Origin of the sequence: Micromonospora noduli (assembly GCF_003264475.1) — a bacterium.
Lineage (GTDB): Bacteria > Actinomycetota > Actinomycetes > Mycobacteriales > Micromonosporaceae > Micromonospora > Micromonospora noduli.
The window spans coordinates 275105-300015 of record NZ_PYAC01000023.1; the positions used below are offsets into that span (position 1 = coordinate 275105).

The window sequence follows — 24911 nt, forward strand, 5'->3', positions numbered from 1 at the left end:
TCTCGACACCCCGGTCGAAGATTTTCCAGAATCTTTTCAGTCGACGGCGTCGACCTCCAGCACCAGGCTCTGCTCCGGGTGCAGGGCGGGCAGCTGCACACCCACCCGGGCCAGCGCCGCCCCGCTGAGGGTGAGACCAGCCGCCAGCCAGGTGGGCGCGGACAGGTCGATGGTCGCCGGGGCCGGTACGCCCGACACCTGTCGCACCCGGTACCGCCGGCGCGGGTCGAGGCCGGGCAGGCGCACCGCGCCGGGCACCTGCGTCACCGAGGTGGTCAGCCGCGCCACCGCGTACACCGCTCGGGTGTTGTCGTGATCGACCACGCCGTGCGCCCAGACGGCCGGGTCCGGGTGATCGACCCGGACCACCCGACCAGCGTGCAGCAGCGGGCGCAGCCGCTTGTGCAGCGCCACCCAGGCGGCCAGCTCGGTCTGCTCGGCAGCGCTGATCGAGGCGATGTCCCACTCGATGCCGTGGTGGCCGAAGAGCGCCGTCGCCGCCCGGAAACCCAGGTCGTGTACGCGGTTGGTGGTGTGCGAGCGTTCCGGGCCGACGTGAGTGCCGATCAGCTCCGGTGGCAGCAGCAGCCCCGTCCAGCGTTGGATGCTGAGCCGCTCCAGGGCGTCGTTGCAGTCGCTGGCCCAGACTCGGTCGGTACGCGCCAGGATGGCCAGGTCCACCCGGGCCCCGCCGGACGAGCAGCTCTCGATCTCCACACCCGGGTGCCGATCGCGCAACTCGTCGAACAGCCGGTAGACCGCCAGGGTCTGCCCGTGCACCCCGGGGCGGCCATGGTGCCCGGCCTCGGTGAGGTCCCGGTTCTGGTCCCACTTGAGGTACCGGATGCCTGGGTGGTCGGTGAGCAGCGTGTCGAGACGTTCCAGAACGTAGTCGTACGCCTCGGTGCGGCCCAGGTCGAGCACCTGCTGATGACGCCAGGCCGGCGGCAGCCGCCCCGGCACGGCGAGCACCCAGTCGGGGTGCGCGCGGAACACGTCCGAGTCGGGGTTGACCATCTCCGGCTCGACCCAGAGGCCGAACTGGAGGCCCTGGCCGGTGACGTGCTCGATCAGCGGTTGCAGACCGTCCGGCCAGACGCCCTCGTCGACGTACCAGTCGCCGAGCCCGGCGGTGTCGTCGCGCCGGCCGCGGAACCAGCCGTCGTCGAGCACGAACCGCTCCACGCCGATCTGCGCGGCCCGATCGGCGAGCGCCCGCAGCCGGTCCAGGTCGTGGTCGAAGTAGACTGCCTCCCAGACGTTGAGGGTCACCGGGCGGGGGGAGCGCGGGTGCCCGGGGCGGGCCCGCAGGTGGGTGTGCAGCACGTCGCTGAGCCCGTCCAGCCCGGCGTCGGACCAGACCGCGTAGAGCAGGGGAGTCTCGTACGACTCGCCGGGGCCGAGCCGGACCTCGCCGGGGGCCAGCAGCTCGCCGCCACCGAGGGTGGACTCGCCGGTGGGTCGACGTTCGGCGAACGTGACGTGGTCGCCGCTCCACGCGGTGTGCACCGCCCAGACCTCGCCGTGGCCGAAACCGAACCCGGTGGTGCCGGCCACCAGCAGCAGCGTGGCGTCGTGCCCGGTACGGCCGTGCCGGCCCTCGCGGACCCAGGCGCCGTGCTGCCACGGGTGCCGCTGCGGCGATCGTTCCCGACACCACCGGCCGGTCAGGTCGAGCAGCTCGGTGGCGACCGCCGGCACCGGCAGCACCGGCGTCAGCTCCCGCAGCTCGTACGCGCTGTCGCCGTCGTTGCGCAGCCGGTGCCGAACAGTCAACAGGCCGTACGGGTCGAGCGTGATCTCGATGGTCACTGTCAGCCCGGCGGCCGGGTCCGACGCCCGGACGGTCACCCGCGCCGGTCCGTCGGCGGGCTGGTCGACGTCGAGACCGTCCAGCCGGAACGCGGTGGACCAGCCGGCGCCGTCGCGGTGCCCGGCCAGGCCCGGCCGTCCACTCCAGCCGGCGCTCGCCTCCGGCAGCACTGACAGCACTGTCGGCTCGTCGAAGCTGCTCGGCACCACCGGCGGCACTGTCGCGTCGGTGAGCTGGCGCAGGTCGTCGTCGTCGAGGTCGCCGACGTCGCCGCCCCAGTGCACGACCCGGGGCAGCCCCGGGCCGCGCGCGTCGAGCACCAGGCTGGTCCGCGCGCGGCGCAGGTGCAGGATCGTCATCCTTTGGAGGCTCCCAAGGTCAGGCCCCGAACGAAGTGCCGCTGGAGCATAAAGAAGATCACCAGGGTGGGGATCGCGACGAGCACGCTGCCCGCCGAGACCAGGTTGTTGTCGGTGAAGAACTCACCGCGCAGGTTGTTGAGCGAGCTGGTCACCGGGAACTTGTCGCCGGTGCGCATGAGGACTGTGGCCCAGAAGAACTCGTTGTAGATCCAGGTCACCTCCAGCGTCGCCAGCGCGGCCAGGGCCGGCCGGCACAGCGGCATGGTGACCTGCCAGTACTGTCGCCAGATGCTCGCCCCGTCGACCATCGCCGCCTCGTACAGGTCACGGGGCAGCGCCTTCATGTAGTTGCTGAGCACGAAGACACAGAAACCACACTGGAAGGCCACGTTGATCAGGATCAGGCCCCAGTAGCTGTCGTAGAGCAGCTCCGAGTCACTCATGAACTCCGGGAGCGGCACCTCGGTGAACAGCCGGAACAGCGGGATGAGCAGCGCCTGCTGGGGCAGCAGGTTGGCCGCGGTGAAGATCCCGAGCAGGACGAGGTTGAGCTTCCAACTGAACCGGGCGATGACGAACGCCACGCAGGAGGCGAGGAAGAGGGTCAGCAGCACCGCCGGCACTGTGATGTACACCGAGTTGAGGAAGTGCTGCCCGAACTCCGCCGTCCGCCAGGCGGTGACGTAGTTGTCGAAGGTCCAGCCGCCGAAGGAGACGTAGCCGTTCGCGGCGGTGTAGTCGTACGAGCGCAGCGAGGTCAGCACCGCCCAGGCGATCGGGAAGAGCCAGGCCAGCGAGACGACGATGAGGAAGCCGTGCAGCAGGATCCGTAACGGGGTCAGCTTGCGGCGTCGCGGCGGCACGTCGGCCCCGCCCTCGGTACGCCGGGTGACGGTCGCGGTGCTCATTCCCGGTTCTCCCTCATCACTGTCGCCAGGTAGATGGTGATGAAGACCAGCGAGACGACCAGCATGATCGTTGCCAGTGCCGAGCCGAAGCCGATCCGGCTCGCCTCACCCACCACGTTCTGGGTGACCAGCGCGGAGATCAGCTCCAGCCCGTTGCGGCCCTTGTTGACCACCCAGACCAGGTCGAACGCGCGCAGCGACTCGATCACGGTCACCACCAGCACGATGATGTTGATGGGTCGCATGACCGGGAACACGACCCGGAAGAACGCCCGGCTCTCCGAAGCGCCGTCGACCGCGGCGGCCTCGCGCAGCGACGGATCGACGCCCTTCAGGCCGGCCAGGTAGAGCAGCATGATGTACCCGACGTGCCGCCACCCGGAGGCGACCATCACCGCCCAGATGTTGACGTTCGAGTCGCCGTACCAGTCGATGCTGCTGCCGAAGACGGCGTTGATCAGCCCCTGGTCCCGGGAGTAGAGCAGCTGCCAGACGAAGCCGATCAGCGCCAGCGAGAGCACCACCGGCAGGTAGAGCGCGGTCTGGTAGAAGCGGCTGCCCCGCAACTCCTTGTCCAACAGCACGGCCAGGAACATGCCGAACGGCGTGGCGACCACGAACAGCGCCGCCAGCCAGAGCAGGTTGTGTTGGACCGCCGGCACGAACGGCGGGTAGATGTTCACCACGTCGCTGTAGTTGCGGGCGCCGACGAACTCGATCTCGTTGAGGGGGCCGATGCCGTCCCAGTTGGTGCCGGAGAGCAGCACGGTGGCCGCCGCCGGCAACCAGACGAACCCGGTGACGAGCAGCAGCGGGACGAGCACCATCAGCGTGATGACCACGCGGTCGGTGCGGGACAGGAGCCGTAGCCGCCGACGACGACCACCAGTGGAGGTGGTCGTTGCCGGCGGCGGCACGGCGCGATCCGCTTGGATCAGGGGCAGGTCGGACACGATGTCCTCCCCCTTCCGCCGTCAGTCAGTGAAGATCGACTTTTTCTGGTTCTCGATGGACGAGGTGAGCCCGCCGATGTCCTTGGGGTTCTTGATGAACTGCTGGAGCGCCGGGATGATCACCGTGGAGGCGAAGTCCGGCCGGGTGTCCCGGTCGAGGAACTGGGCGATCTCGGTGGCCGATCCGACCAGCTCGGCGGCCTTCTTCTGCAGTGCGGTGTAGCCGCCGACGTCCGCGCCACTGTTGGCGACGAGGACGGCTGGGTCGTTCTTGAGGTTGATGTCCGCGGCGGCCTTGCCACCGAAGTACTCCAGCAGCTTGCGCGCGTTGTCCTCGTTCTTGGGCTTGCGGGCCATCATGTAGCCGTCGATCGGGGCGTCGAGCGCCTTCGCGCCGATGGCCGGGTCGATCTCGGGGAAGGTGAAGAAGTCGAGGTCGTCCTGCTCCTCGTTGCTGAACTGCTGACCGACGAAGAGGCCGAGCAGGTACATGCCGCTCTTCTTCTGCTGCAACGACTGCGCGGCCTCCTGCCAGGTGCGGCCGAGGCTGTCCGGCTGGTGCAGGGGGAGCAGGCCGGCCCAGGTGTCGAAGACCTTCTTGACCTTGTCGGAGGTCCAGGCCTCCTTGCCGGCCATCAGGTCGACGTGGAACTGGTAGCCGTTGATGCGCAGGTTGAGGATGTCGAAGGTGCCCATCGCCGGCCAGCCGTCCTTGTCGGCGAAGGCGATGGGGATGAGGCCGTCCCTCTTCATCTGCGCGCCGAGTGCGGTGAACTGGTCCATGGTGGTGGGCACCTGGTAGCCGTGCTGCTGCCACACCGACTTGCGGTAGAAGACCGCCCACGGGTAGTACGTCGCGGGTACGAAGTACTGTTTGCCGTCGTCGCCGGTGGATGCCTTCTTGAAGGCGTCGGAGTAGCCGGAGAGCTTGCTCCACACGTCGCTGATGTCGCTGGCCAGGCCCTTCTGCGCGAAGAAGCGCATCCGGTAGCCGGCGAACCAGGTGAACACGTCGTCGGGCTTGCCCTGTAGGTAATTGTTGATGTTCTCCTGGAACGTGTTGTGGTCGACGGTATTGACCGCGACCTGCACGCCGGACGAGGTCTTGAAGCCGTCGGTGACCTTGACCAGGACGTCCTTCGGCTTCGGGTCGGACTGGTTCGAGCCGAGCGACACGTCCTTGCTGGACCCGCCGGAGCCGGAGTCGTCGCCGCAGCCGGCGAGCAGGCCGGTGCCGAGCAGCGCGCCCGTGCTGGCCGCGCCAGCCAGCAACGATCGTCGGTTGATGCCGGCGACTGAGGGCGGTACGAGCCGAGCCAGGTACTCGGCTTGGGATTGGGGACGGGACATCTGTGCCTCCTGCGGATGAGAAGGAGCTACGCCCAAGGGCCTCAGGGTGGTGAAGGCAGGTCCAGCGCCGTGATCACACATTGAGATCCACCGAGAATCCACATTGGCGAACACGAACGGCCATTGGGGCCTCAAGCTACCCTGCGGTCGGGCGCTGTCAAGAGGGCAGTTCGCCTCTGATAACCCAGTCGTGACACGGCCGTTACGTGGTAAACGTTGGAAAGAAGCTCGATGTTGGAACCTGTTGACTTCAGTGGTCCGACGGGGGCACCCTCAGCTGTCATGCGGCGATGGCAGGGTGACGGCATCTATTTCGGCGGCGACTACAACCCCGAGCAGTGGCCCGAGGAAACCTGGTCCGAGGACGTCGACCTGATGCGCCAGGCCGGGGTCAACCTGGTTTCCGTCGGCATCTTCTCCTGGGCGCTGCTGGAGCCCACCCCGGGGCGGTTCGAGTTCGGCTGGCTGGACCGGGTGCTGGACCTGCTGCACGACGGGGGCATCCAGGTCGACCTGGCCACCGCCACGGCGAGCCCGCCGCCGTGGTTGGCCCGCGAGCACCCGGAGACGCTGCCCCGCCGGGCCGACGGCGCGATCCTCTGGCCCGGGGGACGGCAGGCGTACTGCCCCAGCTCACCCGTGTTCCGCGAGCGGTCGCTGGAGCTGGTGCGCGCGGTCGCCGGGCGGTACGCCGAGCATCCCGCCGTGGTCATGTGGCACGTCTCCAACGAGCTGGGCTGCCACAATGTGCACTGTTACTGCGATGTCAGCGCTGAGGCGTTCCGCTGCTGGCTGCGCGAGCGCTACGGCGACCTGGACCGGCTCAACGACGCCTGGGGCACAGCGTTCTGGAGCCAGCGCTACGGCGACTGGGCCGAGATCAACCCGCCGCGCGCCGCGCTGACCTTCGCCAACCCGACGCAGCAGCTGGACTTCCTGCGGTTCTCCTCCGACGAGCAGCGCGCCCAACTGCGCGCCGAGCGCGAGGTGTTGCAGACGCTGGTCCGGCAGCCGATCACCACCAACTTTATGATCGGCTTTGGCATCAAGCACATGGACTACCACTCCTGGGCGTCCGACGTGGACCTCGTCTCCAACGACCACTACCTGACCGCCGCCGACCCGCAGGCGCACCTCGGGCTGGCGTTCGCCGCCGACCACACCCGGGGCGTCGCCGGCGGCGACCCGTGGTTGCTGATGGAGCACTCCACCAGCGCGGTCAACTGGCAGCCGCGCAACGTGGCCAAGCTGCCCGGGCAACTGCGCCGCAACAGCCTCGCGCACGTCGCCCGCGGCGCCGACGGGGTGCTCTTCTTCCAGTGGCGTGCCTCCCGGGCCGGCGCGGAGAAGTTCCACTCCGCGCTGGTGCCGCACGCCGGGCCGGACACGAAGGTGTTCCGCGAGGTCTGCCAGCTCGGCGCGGACCTCAAGGCGCTGGCCGAGGTACGCGGCAGTCGGGTGGACGCCGACGTGGCGATCCTGTTCGACTGGGAGGCGTGGTGGGGTGTCGAGTTGGATTCACACCCCAGCGTCGACGTCACCTACACCGACCGGCTCAAGGCCCTGTACGACTCGCTCTGGCGGGCCGGCGTGACAGCCGACATCGTCCACCCGTCGACCGACCTCAGCGGTTACCGGCTGGTCCTGGTGCCGACCCTCTACCTGGTCCGGGACGCCGACGTCGACGCGCTGCACCGGTACGTCGCGGCCGGGGGCACGGCGGCGGTCACCTACTTCAGCGGCATCGTCGACGCCAACGACCACATCCGGCTGGGCGGCTACCCGGGCGCGTTCCGGGAGTTGCTCGGCGTCCGGACCGAGGAGTTCTTCCCGCTGCGCGAGGGCGAGCAGGTTCAATTGGACGACGGCAGCACCGCGGACGTGTGGACCGAGTGGGTGCACCCCGACGGCGCCGAGGTGCTCGCCTCGTACACCGATGGGCCCTTGCCGGGCGTGCCGGCGCTGACCCGGCACCGGGTGGGCGACGGTGCCGCCTGGTATGTCGGCACCCGGCTGCACGAGCAGGCCACCGATCGACTGGTGGCCCGGCTGCTCGACGAGGCCGGCGTCCGCCCGACGGTGTCGGCGCCGCCCGGGGTGGAGGTGGTCCGCCGCCGCGACGGCGACCGGACCTGGCTGTTCGCGATCAACCACACCGACACCGAGGTACGCCTGCCGGCGCACGGCGTCGAGCTGTTGACCGGAGGACAATGCGCCGGTGAGCTGGCACTGCCGGCCGGTGAGGTGGCGGTGGTCCGTGAGGATCGGACCTGATTCTGACGACGGTCACGGCGCGAAGGAGGTTCCCCACATGCTCGCCCAGCAGCGGCAGACCGCCATCCTCGATCTGATCCGCCAACGTGGCGGGGTGCGGGTGAGTCACCTGGTCAGTCGGTTCGGCGTGTCCGACATGACGATCCGGCGCGACCTGGAGGTGTTGGCCGAGCGCGGCCTGGTCGACAAGGTGCACGGCGGCGCGACCCTCGCCGGGCCCGGCTCGGCCGAGGAACCCGGCTTCGCCGCGAAGTCGATCCGCCAGCAGGCGGAAAAGCGGGCCATCGCCGAGCGGGCGGCGACGATGGTGGAGCCAGGGATGGCCATCGCGCTCTCCGCCGGCACCACCACCGCCGCGCTGGCCACGCTGCTCTCCGACGTACGCGGGCTGACCGTGGTGACCAACTCGATCCCGGTGGCCGACGCGCTCTACCAGAACCCGCGGGCCGACCAGACCGTCGTGTTGACCGGTGGCATCCGCACCCCGTCGGACGCGTTGACCGGGCCGGTGGCCGAGGCGGCGATCAGCGCGCTCAACGTCGACCTGCTGTTCCTCGGTGTGCACGGCCTCAGCCCACGGACCGGGTTCACCACGCCAAACCTGCTGGAGGCCGGCGTCAACCGTTGCCTCATCGGTGCGGCTCGCAGGCTCGTGGTGCTCGCCGACCACACCAAGTGGGAGACGATAGGCATCGCCACCATCGCCCCGCTGGAGGCCGCCGACGTGCTGATCACCGACCGTGGGCTACCGCCGGAGGCCCGCACCACGATCGGCGAACAGGTCGGCGAACTGGTGATCGTGGAGCCTGATTAATGGCGCTGACCATGCGCCTCGAGTGAGAGGAGCACGGTATGCACGCGGTCAAGATGCGCTGGGCGGCGATCGTCGTCGTGGGCCTGGCCCTCGTCGGGATGCTGAGTTGGGTGGCTGGCTCGTGGCCCGCCGACCAGGCCCGGGCGACAGTCGATCACTGCTATGTGACCCACGATCGGCTGGAGGCCATGCACAGCCGGTGCGTCGGCAACTGGACCCGCGGCGGACGCGGGCGGCAGGGGCCCATCCACGGCCTCGACGTCCAGAAGTCCTGGAAGGTCATCGACGACGAGCCCAACAGTGCGTACGAGTGGGAGGTGGCCGTCCCGGCCTCGGCTCGACAGCCCCGCGTACTCGCCGACACCCGGCAGGCATGGACGTTGTCGCCGCGTGCTCTGCCCTGGGGTCTGGGTCCCGCCGGGCTCGTGGCGCTGCTGGCCGCGTTCGCCTGGCTGATCACCGCGACGGTCAGGGCACCGAGGCCGCCGCATGGCGTTCCGGCCGAGCCGAGCGTCGCGCCCGCCTGACAGCACGCAGGCCGTACGGGCTGCCTGACCTGGGCGCTAGTGGTCGTTCAGCATGAACAGGAGCGTGTGATGCTCCAGATCCAGGAACACCACCCGCCAAACTGCCGACGGCAGTGTTTCGTTGTACATCTCGCTGTGCAGCCAGCGGGGTTTGGCCGGGAGTAACGGCACGAGGTCCGGCCGCACGTCCGTCGGCGTGTGCGAGTGGAGCAGCTCGGCCGGGTCGATGGTTGCGAATGGCACGAACGCGAACTGCTCGGCCAACCTGTGCGCGTCCTCCGGACGCAGCACGATGACGCCCTGGTACTCCCAGTCCGTCGGGCCTGGCGCCCGCGAGCACGGATTGCCCAACGCGCGCGCCTGCCAGTGAATCTCCGAATACTCACCGACATACGGAAGGTCCTCCGGCGGATCCCAGCGACTGACCCGTACCTTCGCCTCGTCAGCCTGCCGTTGCTCCTGGCATCCACGCGTTTCGTCCATGGCAGCCGTGTCGCATCCCGCCACCAGCAGCAGCCCCACCGCCGCAGCGAGCATGGCTGCACGTGCCCGTCTCCCCGTCGTCATCGCGCAGATCGTAGATCGGCCCATGGATCGTCGTCGGGCAGGCAGGCGCCGACATGGTCGGCCTCCCGCGCGCATCGGCGGCGATCGGGCATGAGATCCGTCAACGGGGTGAAGGACGGCGCCTTTCGCGCCCCTGATGCGTTGATCGACTCGGGTTGCAGGAAGTCGGGGCGTCACCGCGAGCAGGACACCCCGACTTCCGTGAACCCGAGTCGATCACCTCCGCTGGTGCCACCTCCTGGCGTACGGCAGCAGAAGTTCGCTCTGGGCTGCGTTCGGCGGCCCGCATCGCCGTCGACGCTCTGACCGGTCGCCGGGCTGGTGGACTGTGCAGCGGAAGGTCGAACGCCTGATTCGTTTGCGAAATCAGCTCCAAAGGCTTGTCGACGGACATCCGCCCCTTCGCTGACGCCGAACGGGAGGCGGGCCTCGGGCGGCCGAGTCGGTGATTGCGGTTGTGAGGGCGGCGGGCGACGCCGACGCCGGCGCTTCACAGCCACCTCACAGGGGTGCTGGATAGGGTGCCGTTCGAGTCAACGTCCGACTCCAGCCTGGAGCGGTCGGCGTCGCACAGGAGTTCCGATGGTCTTCAAGAAGATGTTGAGCGCGTTCGGTGTGGGCGGTCCCAGCGTGGACACCGTGCTGACCAACCCCAACACCCGGCCCGGCCTGACCCTCGACGGGCAGGTCAACCTCGTCGGTGGCGACGCTGAGGCAGCCATCGAGCAGGTGGTGATCGGCCTGGTCACGCGGGTCGAGGTCGAGGGACACGACACCGAGTACGCGGGCACGATGGAGTTCCACCGCATGGCGGTCAGCGGGTCACTCGTACTCGCCCCGAAGCAGCAGCTCTCGATCCCGTTCCAGCTGCCGGTGCCGTGGGAGACCCCGATCACCGATGTGTACGGCCAGCGCCTGCACGGCATGACGATGGGTCTGCGTACCGAGTTGGCGATCGCCCGCGCGGTCGACAAGAGCGACCTGGACCAGGTGGCGGTGCACCCGCTGCCGGTGCACGAGCGGATCCTGGAGGCGTTCCAGCGGCTCGGCTTCCGGTTCAAGCACGCCGACCTGGAGCGTGGTCACATCCGGGGCGTGCAGCAGACGCTGCCGTTCTACCAGGAGATCGAGTTCTTCGCCTCCCCGCAGTACGCGAGCACCATCCGGGAGGTCGAGCTGACCTTCGTGACCAGCCAGCGTGGTGTGGAGGTCATCCTGGAGTGCGACAAGCGCGGCGGGTTCCTCAGCGCCGGGCACGACGCGTTCGGCCGCTACCAGGTGTCGCACACCGACGTTGACCGGGTGGACTGGGCGCAGGTCGTCGACGGTTGGCTGCGCGAGACCACTTCCCGCTACGGCAGCCTGCGCTCCCAGTACGGCCCGAGCCACGGCCACGGTCACAGCCGCGGGCACGGCATGGGCGGCATGGTGGCCGGCGCCGCGCTGGGCGTCGCCGGCGGCATGGTCGCCGGCGAGATGATCGAGGACGCGTTCGAGGGCGACTTCGGCGACTTCGGTGGTGACGAGTAGCCGCTACAAACAAACGCCACAGTGGCCTCCGGGAGGATCTCCCGGAGGCCACTGTGCACTGTGAACCGGTCAGTGCCGGGCCTTGCGCTCCTCGCCGCTGCGCCAGTTGCTGCCGGCCTTCGAGAGGCCACGGCTACCGAGGTAGCCAAGCGTCAGCAGGGTGATCAGGAACCAGGCGTTGTCGGCCCGGAAGATGTCCACCCCAGCGGAGTTCTGACCGACGACCTGCGACGCGCCCAGTACGGCGGCCACCGCGATCAGGTAGATCCAGAACTCGGTGGTCTTGAACGCCTGCTTGGTCTCCGTACCGGGTGCCTGCATGTCGTTGCGGCGCCCGTCATGCATCACCGGCATCTGCTGGGTCTGCATGTCCCGCATCTGAGCGGGATTCTGCGGGTCGTTCATGGGCCGGTTCATCGGCCGGGTGGAAGCAGCCTGCGTGCTCATCTGGTCCTCCTCAGGATGCGATGAGTCGTACCTGCATTCCCTCGCCCCGCTACCGCGTTTCGGCCACGGCACGGTTCGCTTTCGTGGCGGGGACAACCCCCGACTACCCGAGGCCCCGGAGCAGGTAACACCGATCGCCGGCCGGAAATCCGGCCGGCGATCGGGTGGTCGACAGGGTCAGCGCAGGCCGTTGCGGATCGCCACGCTCACCAGAAGGCCCGGGTCGTCGGTGATGATGCCGTCGACGCCCAGATCAATGACCCGCTGCATGACCGTCGCGTCATCCACGGTGTACGGGATCACCTTCAGGTCGTACCGCGTCTGCAGGGTCCGAACGTCCGGTCCGTGGAAGTATGCCGGGTTCTCCCGCAGGTACCAGTCGGTCGAGGCGACGGTGCCCTGCTTCGGGTCGTGCACCTGCCAGTTGGCGGAGACCGTGCCAGCGCCCGCGGCCCGGGTGAGCTTGCCCAGGTCCTGGTACTTCCACCAGTCCAGTCCACCGGTCCACGGGCTCTTCACCGACGGGTCGCCGTAGACCGCCTCCAGCGAGCACTCGTCGGCGAGGGTCGCGCACTCGGCCGGGCCGTACTGCCAGACCAGGCCTACCGTGCCGATCCGCCGGTCGAGCTGCCGGGCGTACGTGATGGTGCGCCAGTCGAACGACTGGATGGTGGCCCGGCTGGTGAAGCCGGCCTGCTGGATCGCGTCGACGAGCTTGCGGGTGAAGCTGCGGTACGGCTCGGTGTCGTTAACCACCGGACTGATCTTCGTTTCGATGTTCATTCCGATGTCGGTGCGGCCACTCGCCTTCACCAGGGCGAAGACCTCGTCCAGGGTCGGGATCCGGGCACCGGGCGCGGGCACCTGGGCGGGCAGCTCGGGCAGCGTCTTCGTGCCGCAGTCCACGGTCTTGAGCTGCGCCAGGGTCAACTCGTGCACCGGCTTGCCCACGTACGGGAACTTCCGGTCTCCCGGGCGCACCGGGGCGGTGTCGACGCAGTGCGACCCGTTGACGGTGCGATCGTGCAGTACCACCAGCTTGCCGTCGGCCGTCACGTTGGTGTCCAGCTCAAGGGTGGAGATGGCCCGGTTGGACAGCGCGTTCGCGAACGCCGGCAGGGTGTTCTCCGGCAGGGTGGCCCGACCGCCGCGGTGCGCCTGGATGTCGAACGGCGCGGTGTACGCCTTCGGCAGCCGGTAACCACGCTGCGCCAGCACGCCGCGCAACCGGTCCGGGTAGTCGGTGATGAGGCCGTCAACCCCGTCGTCGATCAGCTTGGTCATGGTCGGCACGTCGTCGACCGTCCACGGGATCACCTTGATCCCATAGCGGTGCGCCTGGGCGACCATCTCCTTCGTGACGTACGGCTTGTAGCCCGGGTCGGTGACAGTGCCGTTCTGCGGGGACCCGTGCACCGGCGAGAAGGCGCTGGCGCCGAAGCTGCGGATCGCCTTGATCGGGTCGCCGCCGAAGTCGTCGATGTCCAGCCCGCCCAGCCACGGTGACGCACCCGGCTGGCCGGTCTGGAGGAAGTCGTAGTTGGTCAGGGCGACCAGCGGCAGCTTCGGCTCGACCTGACGCATGCGCATCAGCGCGCCCCAGTCGAAGCTCTGGATGGTGACCTGCTTGAGCAGCCCGGCGGCGCGGATCTCGACCGCGGTGACCCGGACGAACTGCTCGCGGGGGGCGGTCTCGGTCGGCGCGCCCGCCTCGACCTTGGTCTCGACGTTGAGCTTCACGTCCTTCGCCCGGTAGCGGTTGACCAGCGCGAAGACCTCACGCAGCAGCGGCATCCGGGCACCCGGGACGGCGAGCTGGCCGGGCTTGTCCGACAGCGTCTTGGAACCGCAGTCGAGCGAGCGCACCTGGGCCAGGCTGAGCGTGTTGATGTACTTCCCGACGTACGGGAACTCCGGGTCGCCGGGCGTCACCGGGGTGGTGTCGACGCACTTGGTGCCGGTGACCTTGCGGTCGTGGGTGACGACGGCCTGGCCGTCCTCGGTGATCTGCACGTCCAGTTCGAGGGTGCTCACTCCCAGCTGGAGGGCGTTGCCGAAGGAGGCGAGGGTGTTCTCCACCCGCAACCCGAGGCCACCCCGGTGGGCCTGCACGTCGAATGTCCGGTCCGGTCGTGGCTTCGCCTGAGCGGGCACCGCGAGCCCGGTCGTCACCGTCGCGGCCACCAGGGCCGCGACGGCGGTACGGCGTACTGTGCGCACGCTGTCATCCCCTCCTGCCGGCGGGCATCTCCCACCGGTCGCGGGACAGCATGGACATCTCGGGCTGCGGGCAGGCGGCCAGCGGGCGGCGTGACGGTGAACCGCCGTGGACGACCTCCCGGTCACGCCGGGTTTGGTCGGCCGGTGGCCGGGCACGCAGTCAGTTCCACAGCTTCTGCGAGGTGATGGACGTGCGTGAGGACGACATGCGGCAGGACGCCGCCCGCGAGGCCGAGGATCGGATCGCCGGTGGCGTGTACGGCAAGGGCGCCCTCGACGAGGTGACGGTGCCCCGCACCGATGTGGAGAGTCAGATCCAGCGCGATGACCCGTTCGATCCGGCGAAGGAACGGATCGACCCACAGGTGCTGCGCGACGGTGGTCCCGTCGGAGGGCAGGGCGCGGTGACCACCACCGGTGGCACCGCCGGGCCGGCGAGCGTACGCCGGGTGGCCCGACAGCCGGAGCGACACCGGGGCACTGTCGCGCCGACCACCACCGGTGATGCCACCACCGGCGGCCTGAGCACCCCGATGGGCGGTGGCACCAGCGACCAGTCCACGTCGGCGACCGGCCCAGCAAAGTCCATCAGGGACAAATCCAACGACTAACCCCACCCACCCGCCCCCTTGGCGGCGTGATCATGAGGTTGACGTGGCTGACGGAGATCAGTCCACGTCAACCTCATGATCGACTCAGCGGGTGGGGGTTGGACGGAGGACGCCTAGGCGTTGGGTGGCGCGGGTCAGGGCTACGTACAGGTCGCTGCGCCCGCGTGGGGACTCGGCCACCATCCGGTCCGGGTCGACCACCAGCACGGAGTCGAACTCCAACCCCTTGGCCTGCGCGACTGTCAACACCACCACCCGGCTCTCCAGCTCCGGATGCTCGCCGACGGCGGCCTCCGGCAGCGCGGCGGTCACCGCCGCACCCAACTCGCCCACCCGGCCGGCCGGCACGAGCACACCGAGCCGCCCCTCGGTCAGCCCGGCCGCCTCCCGGGTGGCCTCGGCGACCAACTCCGCAGCCAACCGACCGTCGGGCACCGTCCGGTCCCACGGCGGTACGCCGCTCTCCCGCACCGAGCGCGGCGGCCGCAGTGCCGGGTCGATCTCGGCCAGTACGTCGGCGGCGACCGCCATGATCTCGGCGGGAGTGCGGTAGCTGACCGTCAGCTCGGTTAGCCGCCACCGCTGCTCGACGTACGGGGCGAGGGCGTCCGCCCAGGACGGTGTGCCGCTCAGCGCGCCGGTCTGTGCCACATCGCCGACGATCGTCATCGACCGGCTCGGGCAGCGGCGCATCAGCAGTCGCCAGGCCATCGGCGAGAGTTCCTGCGCCTCGTCCACGATCACGTGGCCGAACGCCCAGGTGCGGTCGGCGGCGGCCCGCTGCGCGGTGGTCAGCCGGTCGGCCTCCTCCTGCCGCTCCAACAGCCGATCGGCGTCGATCAGGTCGGTCACGCCGAGGATCTCACCGCCCTCGGCCTCGTCCTCGACGTCGATCGAGCGGGAACCCCGGGCGATCTCCAGCACGCCCTCGGCGTACTCCCGTTCCATTATCCGGATGCGGTCCCGTCGGGCGGCGGCGGCGCGTTCGTCCTCACCGAGCAGTTCGGCGGCCTCGTCCAGCAGCGGGACGTCGGCCGGCGTCCAGCCACCGCGCTCGCGCCGCAGCAGCGCCCGCTCGTCCTCGCTGAGCATCGGCGCGGCGGCGGCGATCCGGTCCGGGTCGGCGTACAGGTCGGCGAGCAGGCGCTGTGGGGTGAGCACCGGCCACAGCCGGTCCAGGGCGGCCTGGATCTCCGTCTCCTCGCGCAGCTCGCGGCGGATCTCGGCCCGGTCCGCCTCGTCGAGGAGGTTGTCCCCGCCGAGCGGGTCGGCGCCGATCCGTTCGGCCACCTGGTCGGCGAGCGCGTGCACGATCTCGACGTCGAACAGCGCGCGGGACAGGTTGTGCGGTCGGTCGGCGCGGCGGACCCGGTCCCGGGCCGCGCGCACGATCTCCGGGTCGAGGGTCAGCGTCTCCCGCTCGACCTCGATCTCCAGCGGCTCGTCGGGCACCCACTGCCGGTCCCGTACGGCCAGCGCCAACACCTCGGCCAGCACCGCCCGGCCCTTGAGCGCAGCGGTCTCGGCCGGCTCGGTCCGTTGGGCGCTCACCCCGGGAAAAAGATCACCCTGGGTACGCAGCAGCACGCCGGTCTCGGCCAGCGTCGGCAGCACCTGGGAGATGTAGCGCAGGAACGTCGCGTTCGGGCCGACCAGCAGCACACCACGGCTGGAGAGCTCCCGGCGGTGCGTGTAGAGCAGGTACGCCGCCCGGTGCAGCGCGACAGCGGTCTTACCGGTGCCGGGTCCGCCCTGGACCACCATCACGCCCGGGAGTTCCGCGCGGATGACCTCGTCCTGCTCGGCCTGGATGGTCTCGACGATGTCGCGCATCCGGCCGGTACGGCCCGCGTTGAGCGCGGCGAGCAGCGACGCCTCACCGGTCAGCTCCTCGTGGGCACCGGGGGAGGCGGTGTCGATGTCGAGCACCTCATCGTTGAGCCCGGTCACCTTGCGCTGCCGGGTGCGCAGGTGCCGGCGACGGCGTACGCCCTGCGGGTTCGCGGCGGTGGCGAGGTAGAACGGGCGGGCGGCGGGTGCCCGCCAGTCCATCAGCAGCGGGTCGTAGTCACCACTGGTGTCGAAGATGCCGATCCGGCCGATGTAGCGGCGGGAGTCGTCGTCACCGTCGAGACGGCCGAAGCAGAGCCCGTTCTCCACGGCGGAGAACTGTTCGACCTGATCGGCGTACATCGCTACCGAGCTGTCGCGCTGCGAGCGGTCCTGGAGGGTGCCGCCGGTGTTGTGCAGCTCGGCGGTGAGCCGGTGGGCGGCCTGCTCACGCAGTTGGTCCAACCGGTTGTAGAGCATCGAGACGTACTCCTGCTCGCGACCGATCTCGTCGTCGAGCGGCAATTCGCCGGAACCGCCGGAGTGCCTTGACAAGCCGTCTCCCTAAAGATTAGAATCCTTTGCAGGAACGGCTTTTAGCCGTTCTTTTTTGTGCCTTCGAACTGTTGAAGATAGCGCGTTCCGCCGGTTCTCACCAAGCCGGGCGGTCCGGCGCGCCGGTGATCGCGAGGTGGCGACGGATGATCCTGCGGACCGGGCAACGGGTGGTCTTCATCGGGGACAGCATCACCGATTGTGGTCGACGCGACGTCGCCGCGCCCTACGGCAGCGGATATGTGAGTCTCGTGCGCGCCCTGGTCGACGCCCGGCACCCGGAGTTGGAGCTGGAGTGGGTCAACCGGGGTGTGGGCGGCGACACGGTGCGCGACCTGGCCGCCCGCTGGGACGACGACGCCATCGGCGAGCGCCCCGACTGGCTCGCGGTGCTGATCGGCATCAACGACATCTGGCGGCACTACGGTGACCGGCCGGATGAGGCCGTCGGCATCGAGGAGTACGAGCGCACCCTGCGTGACCTGCTCCGTCGGGCGGTCGACGCCACCGGCTGCCGACTGATCCTCGGCGACCCGTTCTTCATCGAGGCCGACCGGAGCGTCCCGCAACGCGCCGACACCGACCGGTACGCGGCGGTCGTGGCGGGGCTGGCCACCGAGTTCGACGCGGTGCACGTGCCCAACCAGGCGGCGTTCGACCGGGTGCTGGCGGTGAGTCCGGCGACGCGTTGGGCCGACGACCGCGTCCACCCGTACCTACCCGGCCACGCGGTCCTCGCCGACGCGTACCTCAGCGCCCTCGGCGTCTCCTCGGCCTGACCCACAGCGAAGCGCCGGGCCGACCGTCAGGTCGACCCGGCGCGAACACCGCGGAGATCAGCCGCGCGCGGCCTGGTAGAGCCGCTCCGGCGTCACCGCTCCGGCCAGCACCCGGCCGTCGTCGGTGAGCAGGACGCTGAACAGTTTGCTGGTGAGGAGCCGACCGCTGCCCCAGTCCCCACTGACCGCCGGCAGCCCGCCGAGCAGCTTCGACATGTCCAGGTCCGGTCCGGCGCCGGCCGTGGGAGCGGCCGGCTTAGCGGCGGGCTTCCGGCCGACATCGGCCCCGTCGAGGCGGCCAACCAGCACTGTCGTCCAGCCGTCGCCCACCGCGCGGACCTGCGGGTCACCCGTCGGCTCGACATGACCGGGCCTGCCCGTCGGGCGCTCGGCCTTCTCCTCGTTGACCGTCACGCCGGGCGGCGGGTTGAAGCGGAACTGGTCAGCGTCGGGGCGGCGGTAGTCGACCTGGGTGAACGCCACCTCGAACGCCGGCCGGTCGCTGCCCTTCGCGAGCACCTCGAAGCGCAGCGGCACGTGCTGCTCGGCGTCGATGGCGATCCGCAACTGGTGCACCAGGGAGGCCTGGTCGCGTGGCTGGAGCACCAACTCGTACGCGTCCCGGCCGGCGACGGTGGCCGACCGGCCCACGCTGACCTCGGTGCTCGGGTCGATCGCGTCCAACGCCAGGTCGGCGGCCTGCTGCGGGGTGGCCGGGAGGCTCGCCGCCGGCTCGGGGGCGGGCTTCCAGGCCCCGGCGTCGCCGCCCAGCGTGCGGTGGGTGGCGATGTTGCTGCGGCTCTGCCACGTCCACAGGTCCCGGCCGTTGCGGATGATGTCCTGCTCGCCCAGCGTGTCCATCAGCGCGACCCGCTGCTGGTCCGGCCCGGAATACCAGACCCGCAGGGTGTGGGTGCCGGTCAGCAGGGTGGTCAGCTCGTTGCCGGGAACCAGCCCGACGAGGGGCGGCAGGCCGAGGTCGGCGCGTTGCACGACGGTCCCGGACAACCCCTCCAGCCGGGATGTCTGCAGATCGACCAGGAGCTGAGCGGCGGTTCGGGGCGGCAGGCTCGGCTCGGCCTCGGCAGCGAACGTGCCGATCGCCGCGCCACCGCCGATGACGGCGACGGCCGCGGTGGCCGGAACCAGCCAACGAAGGACGGGACGGCTTCTCAGGACGGACATGGTGGCACCTCCTGCGGCCATCTTGCCCCCTCCGTGCTGTGAACGCGCTGAGGACAGCGAACCGCGCCGATTGACCCGGGTGGCACCCTTGAGCTGTGCGAGTGCTGGTGGTGGAGGACGAGGCCCGGTTGGCGGCTGCCCTGCAACGCGGTCTCCAGGCGGAGGGGTTCGCGGTGGACGTGGCCGCAACCGGCCCGGCGGGCCTGGACGCGGCCCGGCACGGCGGGTACGACGCCATGATCCTCGACGTGATGCTGCCCGGCCTCTCCGGGTACGAGCTGGTCCGGCGGCTGCGCGCGGAGCAGCACTGGCTGCCGGTGCTGATGCTCTCCGCCAAGGACGGCGAGTACGACCAGGCCGACGGCCTCGACTGCGGCGCCGACGACTACCTGACCAAACCCTTCTCGTACGTGGTGCTGCTGGCCCGGCTGCGGGCCCTGCTGCGTCGAGGCGCGCCGGAGCGCCCGACCGTGCTGGCGGTAGGTGACCTGCGGCTGGACCCGGCCCGCCGGCGGGTGACCCGGGCGGACGCCGAGGTGGCGCTGACCGCACGGGAGTTCGCGCTGCTGGACTACCTGATGCGCCGGCCGGGCCAGGTGATCTCCAAGGTCGAGTTGTTGGACCACGTCTGGGACGCCAGCCTGGAGACCGCGCCGAACGCCGTCGAGGTGTACGTCGGCTACCTGCGCCGCAAGCTCGGCCGGGACCGGCTGGAGACGGTCCGGGGCGCCGGCTACCGGCTGGCGACGTGACCGCCGACGGCCCGGCACCCACCCGTCGGGCCAGGCTCGGCCGGATGCCGGCCCTCGGGCTGCGCGGGCGGCTCATGGCGATCGGTGTGGTCGGTCTCACCATCGGGCTGGCCCTGGGCGGGGTGGTGCTGCTCGGCGCGCTCAGCTTCGTGCTCCAACGCACTGTCGACACCGAGGCGTTCCGCACCGCCGACGCGGTCGCCCTGCTCGCCGCCGAGGACGCGCTGCCCGACCCGCTGCCGGTGGCCGGGGGGCAGGTCCGCGTGCAGGTCGTCGACGGGCAGGGACGGATCCGCGCGGCCTCGATCGACGCCGACCGTCTGGTGCCGATGGTTCGCCCGGAGCGACTGAACCGCGACGGTCGGCAGCGGCTGGAGGTGCCGGCCGAGCGGGTCGGGCTCGTCGGCCCGGTCCGGGTGGTCGCCGTACCCGCCGGCACCGCGGCCGACCCGCTCACCGTGCTGGTCGCCCGCTCGATGGCCGACGTGCGGCACAGCACCCATGTGGTCCGGACCATCCTGCTGGTGGCGTTCCCGCTGCTGGTGGCCGTGCTGGCCGGGGTGGCGTGGCGGGTGGTGGGGGCGACGCTGCGGCCGGTCGAGGCCTTACGTCGAGGTGCCGAGGAGATCACCGGGAGGGCCGGTGCCGGCCGGCTGCCGGTGCCGGCGTCGGCCGACGAGATCCACCGTCTGGCGGTCACCCTCAACGGCATGCTGGGCCGGCTGGAGTCCGCCCGCGTCCGGCAGCGGGCCTTCGTCTCTGACGCCGCACACGAGCTGCGCAGCCCGTTGACCAACATCCGGACCGAGCTGGAGGTTGCCCAGCGCCTCGCCGACCGGACGGACTGGACGGCGGTGACCGCCAACCTGCTCGCCGACACCGACCGGTTGAGCCGCCTGGTCGACGATCTCCTGCTGCTGGCCCGCCTGGACGAGGCTCCGCCGGCCCGGGGGACCGGCCCGGTGGAGCTGGGCGCGTTGCTGATCGAGGTCGCCGCCCGCTATCCGTCACCGCCGGTGCGGGTGACGCCGCCGGCCGGCCCGCTCTGGACGATCGGCACCGTCGAGGAGTTGCGTCGCGTGCTGGCCAACCTGGTCGACAACGCGGTACGCCACGCGCAGGGTGATGTCGTGCTCGCGGCCGAAGCGACGTCGACGACGACCGGGCCTGGCGTCGGGGCGTACCACCTGGTGACGGTGACCGACGACGGCCCGGGGATCGCGTCGGCGGACCGGGAGCGGGTCTTCGACCGGTTCACCCGGCTGGATGACGGACGGGCCCGCGACGACGGGGGCGCCGGCCTGGGGCTGGCCATTGTCCGGGAGTTGGTCCGACGCGCGGGCGGCAGCATCACCCTGACCGACCCGCCGGAGCAGCGAGGACTACGGGTGTGCCTGCTCCTGCCTGCGTTGCCGGCCGAGGACGGCCAAAGGTAGACGGCCCGTGTCGGCGACCCCCGCGGGTCAGCGGCGGCTGGTGCAGACCTGCTTGGAACGGGCCACGGTGTCGGTGGACCAGGCGACGGCGACGGTGAAGCAGAAGTCGTTGGTGCGGTTGAGCGCGTAGATGACGAAGCTGGTGGTGCCGGCGGGCAGCGTCGCGAAGATGTTGTGGGTCTGGCCGGTGCGGCCGCCCGCGATGACCACCGGGCCCTCGCCGCCGGCCGGATAGGTCCAGTTCAACGCGATGCTGTCCCGGTTGTCGCGCAGGGTCACCGCGCTGGGTGGGGTGCCGGGCGGCGCCGCGGCGGCAGCCGACGTGGGTGCCGTGCCGCCCGGGGCGGGCGCGGTGCTGGCCGGCGCGCCGGCGGTGGGCGAGGCGCTGGCCGGCGGCGGGTTCGGTTCGTCGTCGCCGTCGACCCGGGCCACCCCGGCGATCACCGCTGCCGCGCCGAGGAGCACCACGACCACGCCGGCCACCAGCACCGGTACCAGCCGGTTGCGCTGCTCCGATGGCGCGCGGTGCACGGGCACCGGCAGCAGCCGCGACGGCGTGTACGGCTCGACCTGCGTGTACGGGTCGGGCTGCTGGTACGGGTCGGGCCGCGCGTACGGGTCGGACGGTTGCTGCTGGTCGGACGGCGGGTTCGGGTCGGGCGACCCGTACGGGTCGGCGGGTGGGTGCAGCCGGTACACCCCGGGCTGCTCCTCAGTGCCGCCGGCCAACCCGACCACCGACGGGGGCACCGGAGGGTCGGTGGGGTGGGGCGACGGCTCGTCCGCCGCTTCGGTCGACCATCTGCTGCCCGTCGACCCGATCGCCTCGTCGGAGGGCAGCCGGGGGTTCGGCACCGCCCCGGCTTGGTGGGTTGTGGCTGCCTGCGGGTGGTAGCCGGATTCGGCCGGCCCGTCGCCGTGCGGTGGGACGCGGGCGGCCGGCACGACCGGTGTGTCCCGAGCCGTGGGCGGGTTGTCGGCGCAGGCGTGGTCGGGACTGGCGGCCGCCCGGGCCAGGGCCGCCACCTGGGTGGCCAGCGGGTCGTCGGCGGGCAGGTGCTGGCGGCACAGCTCACGGGCGAGCGCCAGGTTGTCGTGTGCCTCGGCGAACTGCCCACAGTCGCGCTGCATCGCCCCGAGCCGCGCCAGCATCTTGATGCCGCTGGGGTGCCCGTCGCCGTACACCTCGCGGTGCAGCTCCCAGGCGTCCTGGAGGCGGTCGCGGGCCACAGTGCACTGGCCGCGCGCGTACTCGACGGTGGCCAGGTCGGCGTGCGCGGCGAGCACCCGCAGTGACTCCGGGCCGTCCTGTGCGGTCAGCTCGATGATGACTTCCTGGTAGAGCCGCGCCGCCCGGGAGTGGCTGCCGACCCGGTGCAGCACAGCGGCCAGGGTCGCCGCCGCGGCCACGGTGCGCGGGTCGGCGCGGCCGTGCAGGCGGGTGGTGGCCGCGTACGCGAAGGCGGCCCACCCGCGGGCCGAGTGCGGCTCGCCGAGGGCGATCAGCACCCGCGCCTGGAGGCTGGCCGCCTCGGCCAGCTCGGGAGTGGCGTTGGCCGGGCGGGGGTCGGCGTCGGTGAGCGCGTCGGACAGCAGTTGCTGTGCGCCGGCCAGATCGCCGGAGGACACGAGGTGGTGCGCCTGATCAGTCAGTTCACCGAAGCCGGAAGACACGCCCCATCGTGCTCATCCGACGACGGTAAGTACAAGACCCGCGCCGGTGTCGATTGGTCAGGATCCGGTCAGGTGCTCGGCCAGGGTCTCGCTGATCCGGCGTAGCTGGTCGACCTGGGCGGGGCTCAACGCGTCGAACAGGTGTCGGCGTACCCCCTCGACGTGGCCGGGAGCGGCGGCCGCGAGGGTGGCGAAACCCTCGTCGGTGAGCAGCGCGATCTGCCCGCGCCGGTCGGTGGGGCAGTCCTCGCGGCGCACCCAGCCGGCGGCCTCCAGCCGGGCCACGGCGTGCGAGAGCCGGCTGCGCGACGACCCCGCAGCCTGCGCCAACTGGCTCATGCGCAGTTGACGGCCGGGGGCCTCGGAGAGCTGGACCAGGATCTCGTAGTACGCGTGCGGCATGCCCGCGTCGCGTTGCAGCTCACGGTCGAGAGTGTCCATCAGCACCCGGGAAGCGGTGAGGTACGCGCGCCACGTGCGCTGCTCGTCGGGGTCCAACCAGCGGGTCATGACCGCCATCATACTCCCGATGGTTGAATGTTCAACTAAACCGCGCTAGTCTCGGGTCATGGGTATCCACCGGCTCAACCACGCGGTCCTCTACGTCAGTGACCTCGCCCGCAGCGTCGCGTTCTACAGCGACGTGCTGGGCTTCCGCCCGGTGGCGATGACCCCGGACGGCTTCCGGGGCGCCACCTTCCTCCAGGCCCCCGACTCCACCAACGACCACGACCTCGGCCTCTTCGAGATCGGCGCGGGCGCCGGGCGGTCGACCGCCGGCCGGTCCACCGTCGGCCTCTATCACCTCGCCTGGGAGGTGGACACGCTCGACGAGTTGGCCGCCACCGCCGAGCGGCTCGCCGCGGCCGGCGCACTGGCCGGCACCTCCGACCACGGCACTACCAAGAGCCTCTACGGCAAGGACCCGGACGGCCTCGAGTTCGAGGTGGTCTGGCTGATCCCGGCCGACCTGCTCGACGACTCCGCGCTGGCCGCCCGCAAGCAGATCGGTCGGCTCGACCTGGACGCCGAGCGGCAGCGTTACGGCGGGCAGACCCGGGGCGGGGTGGGGATCTCCGTCCCGGCCTGACCGCCCGTACGGTAGAACGGACCGATGCCGACCGACCGGACCACTGATTTCCTCCGCGAGCTGCTGGTCCGCCAGTTGACGACCTGGCTGCCCGCGGCCCTGCACCGCTCCCGGCGGGCCACCATAGCCCTCGCGGCCGCCGACGCGGGCAGCGCGGAGGCCGCGCTGCGCCTGGTCGCCACGCACGGCGACCAGGTGCGCGGCCGGCAGGTGACGGTGCTGGTGCTGGCCGACGCCGCCGCCGACCTGCCGGCCCGACTCGGCCCGATCGAGGCGGAGCTGCCCGCCGAGGTCACAGTGCACCTGCTGCCCGGCGACGCCTACCGGTTACCGGTCGCGGTGAAGGCCGCCGGGGCGGCCGGCGCGCCGCTGTTCTCCTTCGTGGACCTGCCCGGCGCCATGACGCCGAAGCTGCTCACCGCCGCGACCAACGGCCGGACCGGAGAGCTGCTGCTGCACACCGGCGACAGCGCCCGAGACGTGTTCGTCTCCGCCGGCTTCCCCCTGGTGGCCGAGGTGGCACCGGTGCTCTCCGGCGGCGAGGCTGCCGGGGTGATCGCGTTCGGCAGCCGCTCCGACCGGAGTCTGGAGGCGGTCCGTGACGCGCTCTGGGAGCTCGGCGCGGACCTCGGCGTGCGCTACCGCGACCCGCTCGACCCGACCGGCACGACCGTCGACGTGGTCGGCGATCCCGACCTCGAACCGCTGGCTCACGAGCTGCTGGCCGAGTTGCGGGCGGGCGGGCCACGGCCGGTCACCGAGCTGCGCCGGCACACCCTCACCGCGACCGTCTATCGGGCCGCCGACGCCAACCAGGCGCTCGCTGAGCTTATCGACGCCGGTGCCCTGCGACGCGATCGCGAGTCCGGGCGGCTGGCCGGCGACGAGATCATCACCCTGGTGCGCTGAGCGCCCACCCCGCAGACGCCGAGCGGGGTGCCGGTGAATCACCGGCACCCCGCTCGACTCCCGGGAGGCTTACGACCGGGTCTTGTCCTGCTTCCAGCTCAGCGGACCCGGCAGGTCGACCCGGTGCGCACGGGCCTTGGAGTTCCAGGACCAGCGACCGATCTTGATGCTCCACGAGGAGAAGCCGTTCTCGGTGAAGTTCAGGATGATCGGACCGTACTTCTTGCGCTTGCGAAACATGAGGCCCATCGGAGGTCTCCCCTCGTCACCGTTCCCTGCCGTGTCGAGATCGAACATGCCCGAACCGTCAACTTTTGAAACCCTC

The 24911-nt window shown here is 70.7% G+C and carries 22 protein-coding genes; 10 read left to right on the top strand and 12 right to left on the bottom strand.

What is annotated here, in order from left to right; genetic code table 11:
* Positions 1-36 precede the first annotated feature (36 nt).
* From MED15_RS23380 to MED15_RS23395, 4 genes are read right to left on the bottom strand one after another with little or no spacing between them, the layout of a single operon-like run.
* Positions 37-2172 carry an alpha-galactosidase gene (locus MED15_RS23380; protein ID WP_112736933.1) on the bottom strand — a complete coding sequence of 712 codons (2136 nt, stop codon included), beginning with the start codon at positions 2170-2172 and terminating at the stop codon, positions 37-39.
* Complete coding sequence (locus MED15_RS23385; protein WP_112699437.1) at positions 2169-3083, bottom strand: carbohydrate ABC transporter permease; 915 nt, start codon at positions 3081-3083, stop codon at positions 2169-2171. The genes MED15_RS23380 and MED15_RS23385 overlap by 4 nt, the downstream gene beginning before the upstream one ends.
* On the bottom strand, positions 3080-4036 hold the full coding sequence (locus MED15_RS23390) for a carbohydrate ABC transporter permease (protein WP_112699438.1): 957 nt from the start codon (positions 4034-4036) through the stop codon (positions 3080-3082). The genes MED15_RS23385 and MED15_RS23390 overlap by 4 nt, the downstream gene beginning before the upstream one ends.
* A gap of 21 nt (positions 4037-4057) precedes the next feature.
* Complete coding sequence (locus tag MED15_RS23395; protein ID WP_112603869.1) at positions 4058-5386, bottom strand: ABC transporter substrate-binding protein; 1329 nt, start codon at positions 5384-5386, stop codon at positions 4058-4060.
* A 282-nt stretch (positions 5387-5668) separates the two neighbouring features.
* Between MED15_RS23395 and MED15_RS23405 the strand changes: the two genes are divergently transcribed.
* The 3 genes from MED15_RS23405 to MED15_RS23415 are packed head-to-tail and all read left to right on the top strand — an operon-like array spanning position 5669 to position 9001.
* Positions 5669-7660: a beta-galactosidase gene (locus tag MED15_RS23405; RefSeq protein ID WP_112736935.1), complete on the top strand. Its 1992-nt coding sequence runs from the start codon at positions 5669-5671 to the stop codon at positions 7658-7660.
* Between the two features lie 37 nt (positions 7661-7697).
* On the top strand, positions 7698-8474 hold the full coding sequence (locus tag MED15_RS23410) for a DeoR/GlpR family DNA-binding transcription regulator (protein ID WP_112603873.1): 777 nt from the start codon (positions 7698-7700) through the stop codon (positions 8472-8474).
* A 38-nt stretch (positions 8475-8512) separates the two neighbouring features.
* Entirely contained in the window at positions 8513-9001 is a 489-nt protein-coding gene (locus MED15_RS23415; protein ID WP_112603875.1) for a hypothetical protein, read from the top strand.
* A 36-nt stretch (positions 9002-9037) separates the two neighbouring features.
* Here the strand turns inward: MED15_RS23415 and MED15_RS23420 are convergent, their stop codons facing one another.
* Entirely contained in the window at positions 9038-9568 is a 531-nt protein-coding gene (locus MED15_RS23420; RefSeq protein WP_146766741.1) for a hypothetical protein, read from the bottom strand.
* A 582-nt stretch (positions 9569-10150) separates the two neighbouring features.
* Between MED15_RS23420 and MED15_RS23425 the strand changes: the two genes are divergently transcribed.
* Complete coding sequence (locus MED15_RS23425; RefSeq protein ID WP_112699442.1) at positions 10151-11098, top strand: sporulation protein; 948 nt, start codon at positions 10151-10153, stop codon at positions 11096-11098.
* Positions 11099-11167: 69 nt separating this feature from the next.
* Here the strand turns inward: MED15_RS23425 and MED15_RS23430 are convergent, their stop codons facing one another.
* A complete protein-coding gene (locus MED15_RS23430; RefSeq protein WP_112603907.1) occupies positions 11168-11545 on the bottom strand; it encodes a hypothetical protein in 378 nt (125 codons plus the stop codon).
* A 177-nt stretch (positions 11546-11722) separates the two neighbouring features.
* Complete coding sequence (locus MED15_RS23435; RefSeq protein ID WP_112603881.1) at positions 11723-13765, bottom strand: glycerophosphodiester phosphodiesterase family protein; 2043 nt, start codon at positions 13763-13765, stop codon at positions 11723-11725.
* 191 nt (positions 13766-13956) lie between these two features.
* Between MED15_RS23435 and MED15_RS23440 the strand changes: the two genes are divergently transcribed.
* Entirely contained in the window at positions 13957-14376 is a 420-nt protein-coding gene (locus tag MED15_RS23440; RefSeq protein WP_112585595.1) for a hypothetical protein, read from the top strand.
* Positions 14377-14460: 84 nt separating this feature from the next.
* Here the strand turns inward: MED15_RS23440 and MED15_RS23445 are convergent, their stop codons facing one another.
* Positions 14461-16761 (bottom strand): HelD family protein, encoded by a 2301-nt coding sequence (locus MED15_RS23445; RefSeq protein WP_112736939.1) that lies wholly within the window; start codon positions 16759-16761, stop codon positions 14461-14463.
* Positions 16762-16907: 146 nt separating this feature from the next.
* Here MED15_RS23445 and MED15_RS23450 point away from each other — a divergent pair, with 146 nt between their 5' ends.
* Positions 16908-17540 (top strand): SGNH/GDSL hydrolase family protein, encoded by a 633-nt coding sequence (locus MED15_RS23450; RefSeq protein ID WP_112603885.1) that lies wholly within the window; start codon positions 16908-16910, stop codon positions 17538-17540.
* A 57-nt stretch (positions 17541-17597) separates the two neighbouring features.
* Here MED15_RS23450 and MED15_RS23455 read toward each other — a convergent pair whose 3' ends face one another.
* Entirely contained in the window at positions 17598-18725 is a 1128-nt protein-coding gene (locus MED15_RS23455) for a LolA family protein (RefSeq protein WP_112736941.1), read from the bottom strand.
* A 95-nt stretch (positions 18726-18820) separates the two neighbouring features.
* On the opposite strand from MED15_RS23455, the gene MED15_RS23460 reads away from it, so the two are divergent.
* Positions 18821-19477 carry a response regulator transcription factor gene (locus tag MED15_RS23460; protein WP_112585109.1) on the top strand — a complete coding sequence of 219 codons (657 nt, stop codon included), beginning with the start codon at positions 18821-18823 and terminating at the stop codon, positions 19475-19477.
* A gap of 74 nt (positions 19478-19551) precedes the next feature.
* Entirely contained in the window at positions 19552-20913 is a 1362-nt protein-coding gene (locus MED15_RS23465; protein ID WP_112603909.1) for an ATP-binding protein, read from the top strand.
* A 27-nt stretch (positions 20914-20940) separates the two neighbouring features.
* Here MED15_RS23465 and MED15_RS23470 read toward each other — a convergent pair whose 3' ends face one another.
* Positions 20941-22587: a tetratricopeptide repeat protein gene (locus tag MED15_RS23470; protein ID WP_112736943.1), complete on the bottom strand. Its 1647-nt coding sequence runs from the start codon at positions 22585-22587 to the stop codon at positions 20941-20943.
* 57 nt (positions 22588-22644) lie between these two features.
* Positions 22645-23106 carry a MarR family winged helix-turn-helix transcriptional regulator gene (locus MED15_RS23475; RefSeq protein ID WP_030333595.1) on the bottom strand — a complete coding sequence of 154 codons (462 nt, stop codon included), beginning with the start codon at positions 23104-23106 and terminating at the stop codon, positions 22645-22647.
* Between the two features lie 49 nt (positions 23107-23155).
* On the opposite strand from MED15_RS23475, the gene MED15_RS23480 reads away from it, so the two are divergent.
* Positions 23156-23677, top strand: coding sequence for a VOC family protein (locus MED15_RS23480; protein ID WP_112585113.1), 522 nt, complete (start codon positions 23156-23158; stop codon positions 23675-23677).
* Positions 23678-23701: 24 nt separating this feature from the next.
* Positions 23702-24586: a hypothetical protein gene (locus MED15_RS23485; protein ID WP_112736945.1), complete on the top strand. Its 885-nt coding sequence runs from the start codon at positions 23702-23704 to the stop codon at positions 24584-24586.
* 69 nt (positions 24587-24655) lie between these two features.
* On the opposite strand, the gene MED15_RS23490 is transcribed toward MED15_RS23485, so the two are convergent.
* Entirely contained in the window at positions 24656-24835 is a 180-nt protein-coding gene (locus tag MED15_RS23490; protein ID WP_112736947.1) for a DUF4236 domain-containing protein, read from the bottom strand.
* Positions 24836-24911: the final 76 nt, after the last annotated feature.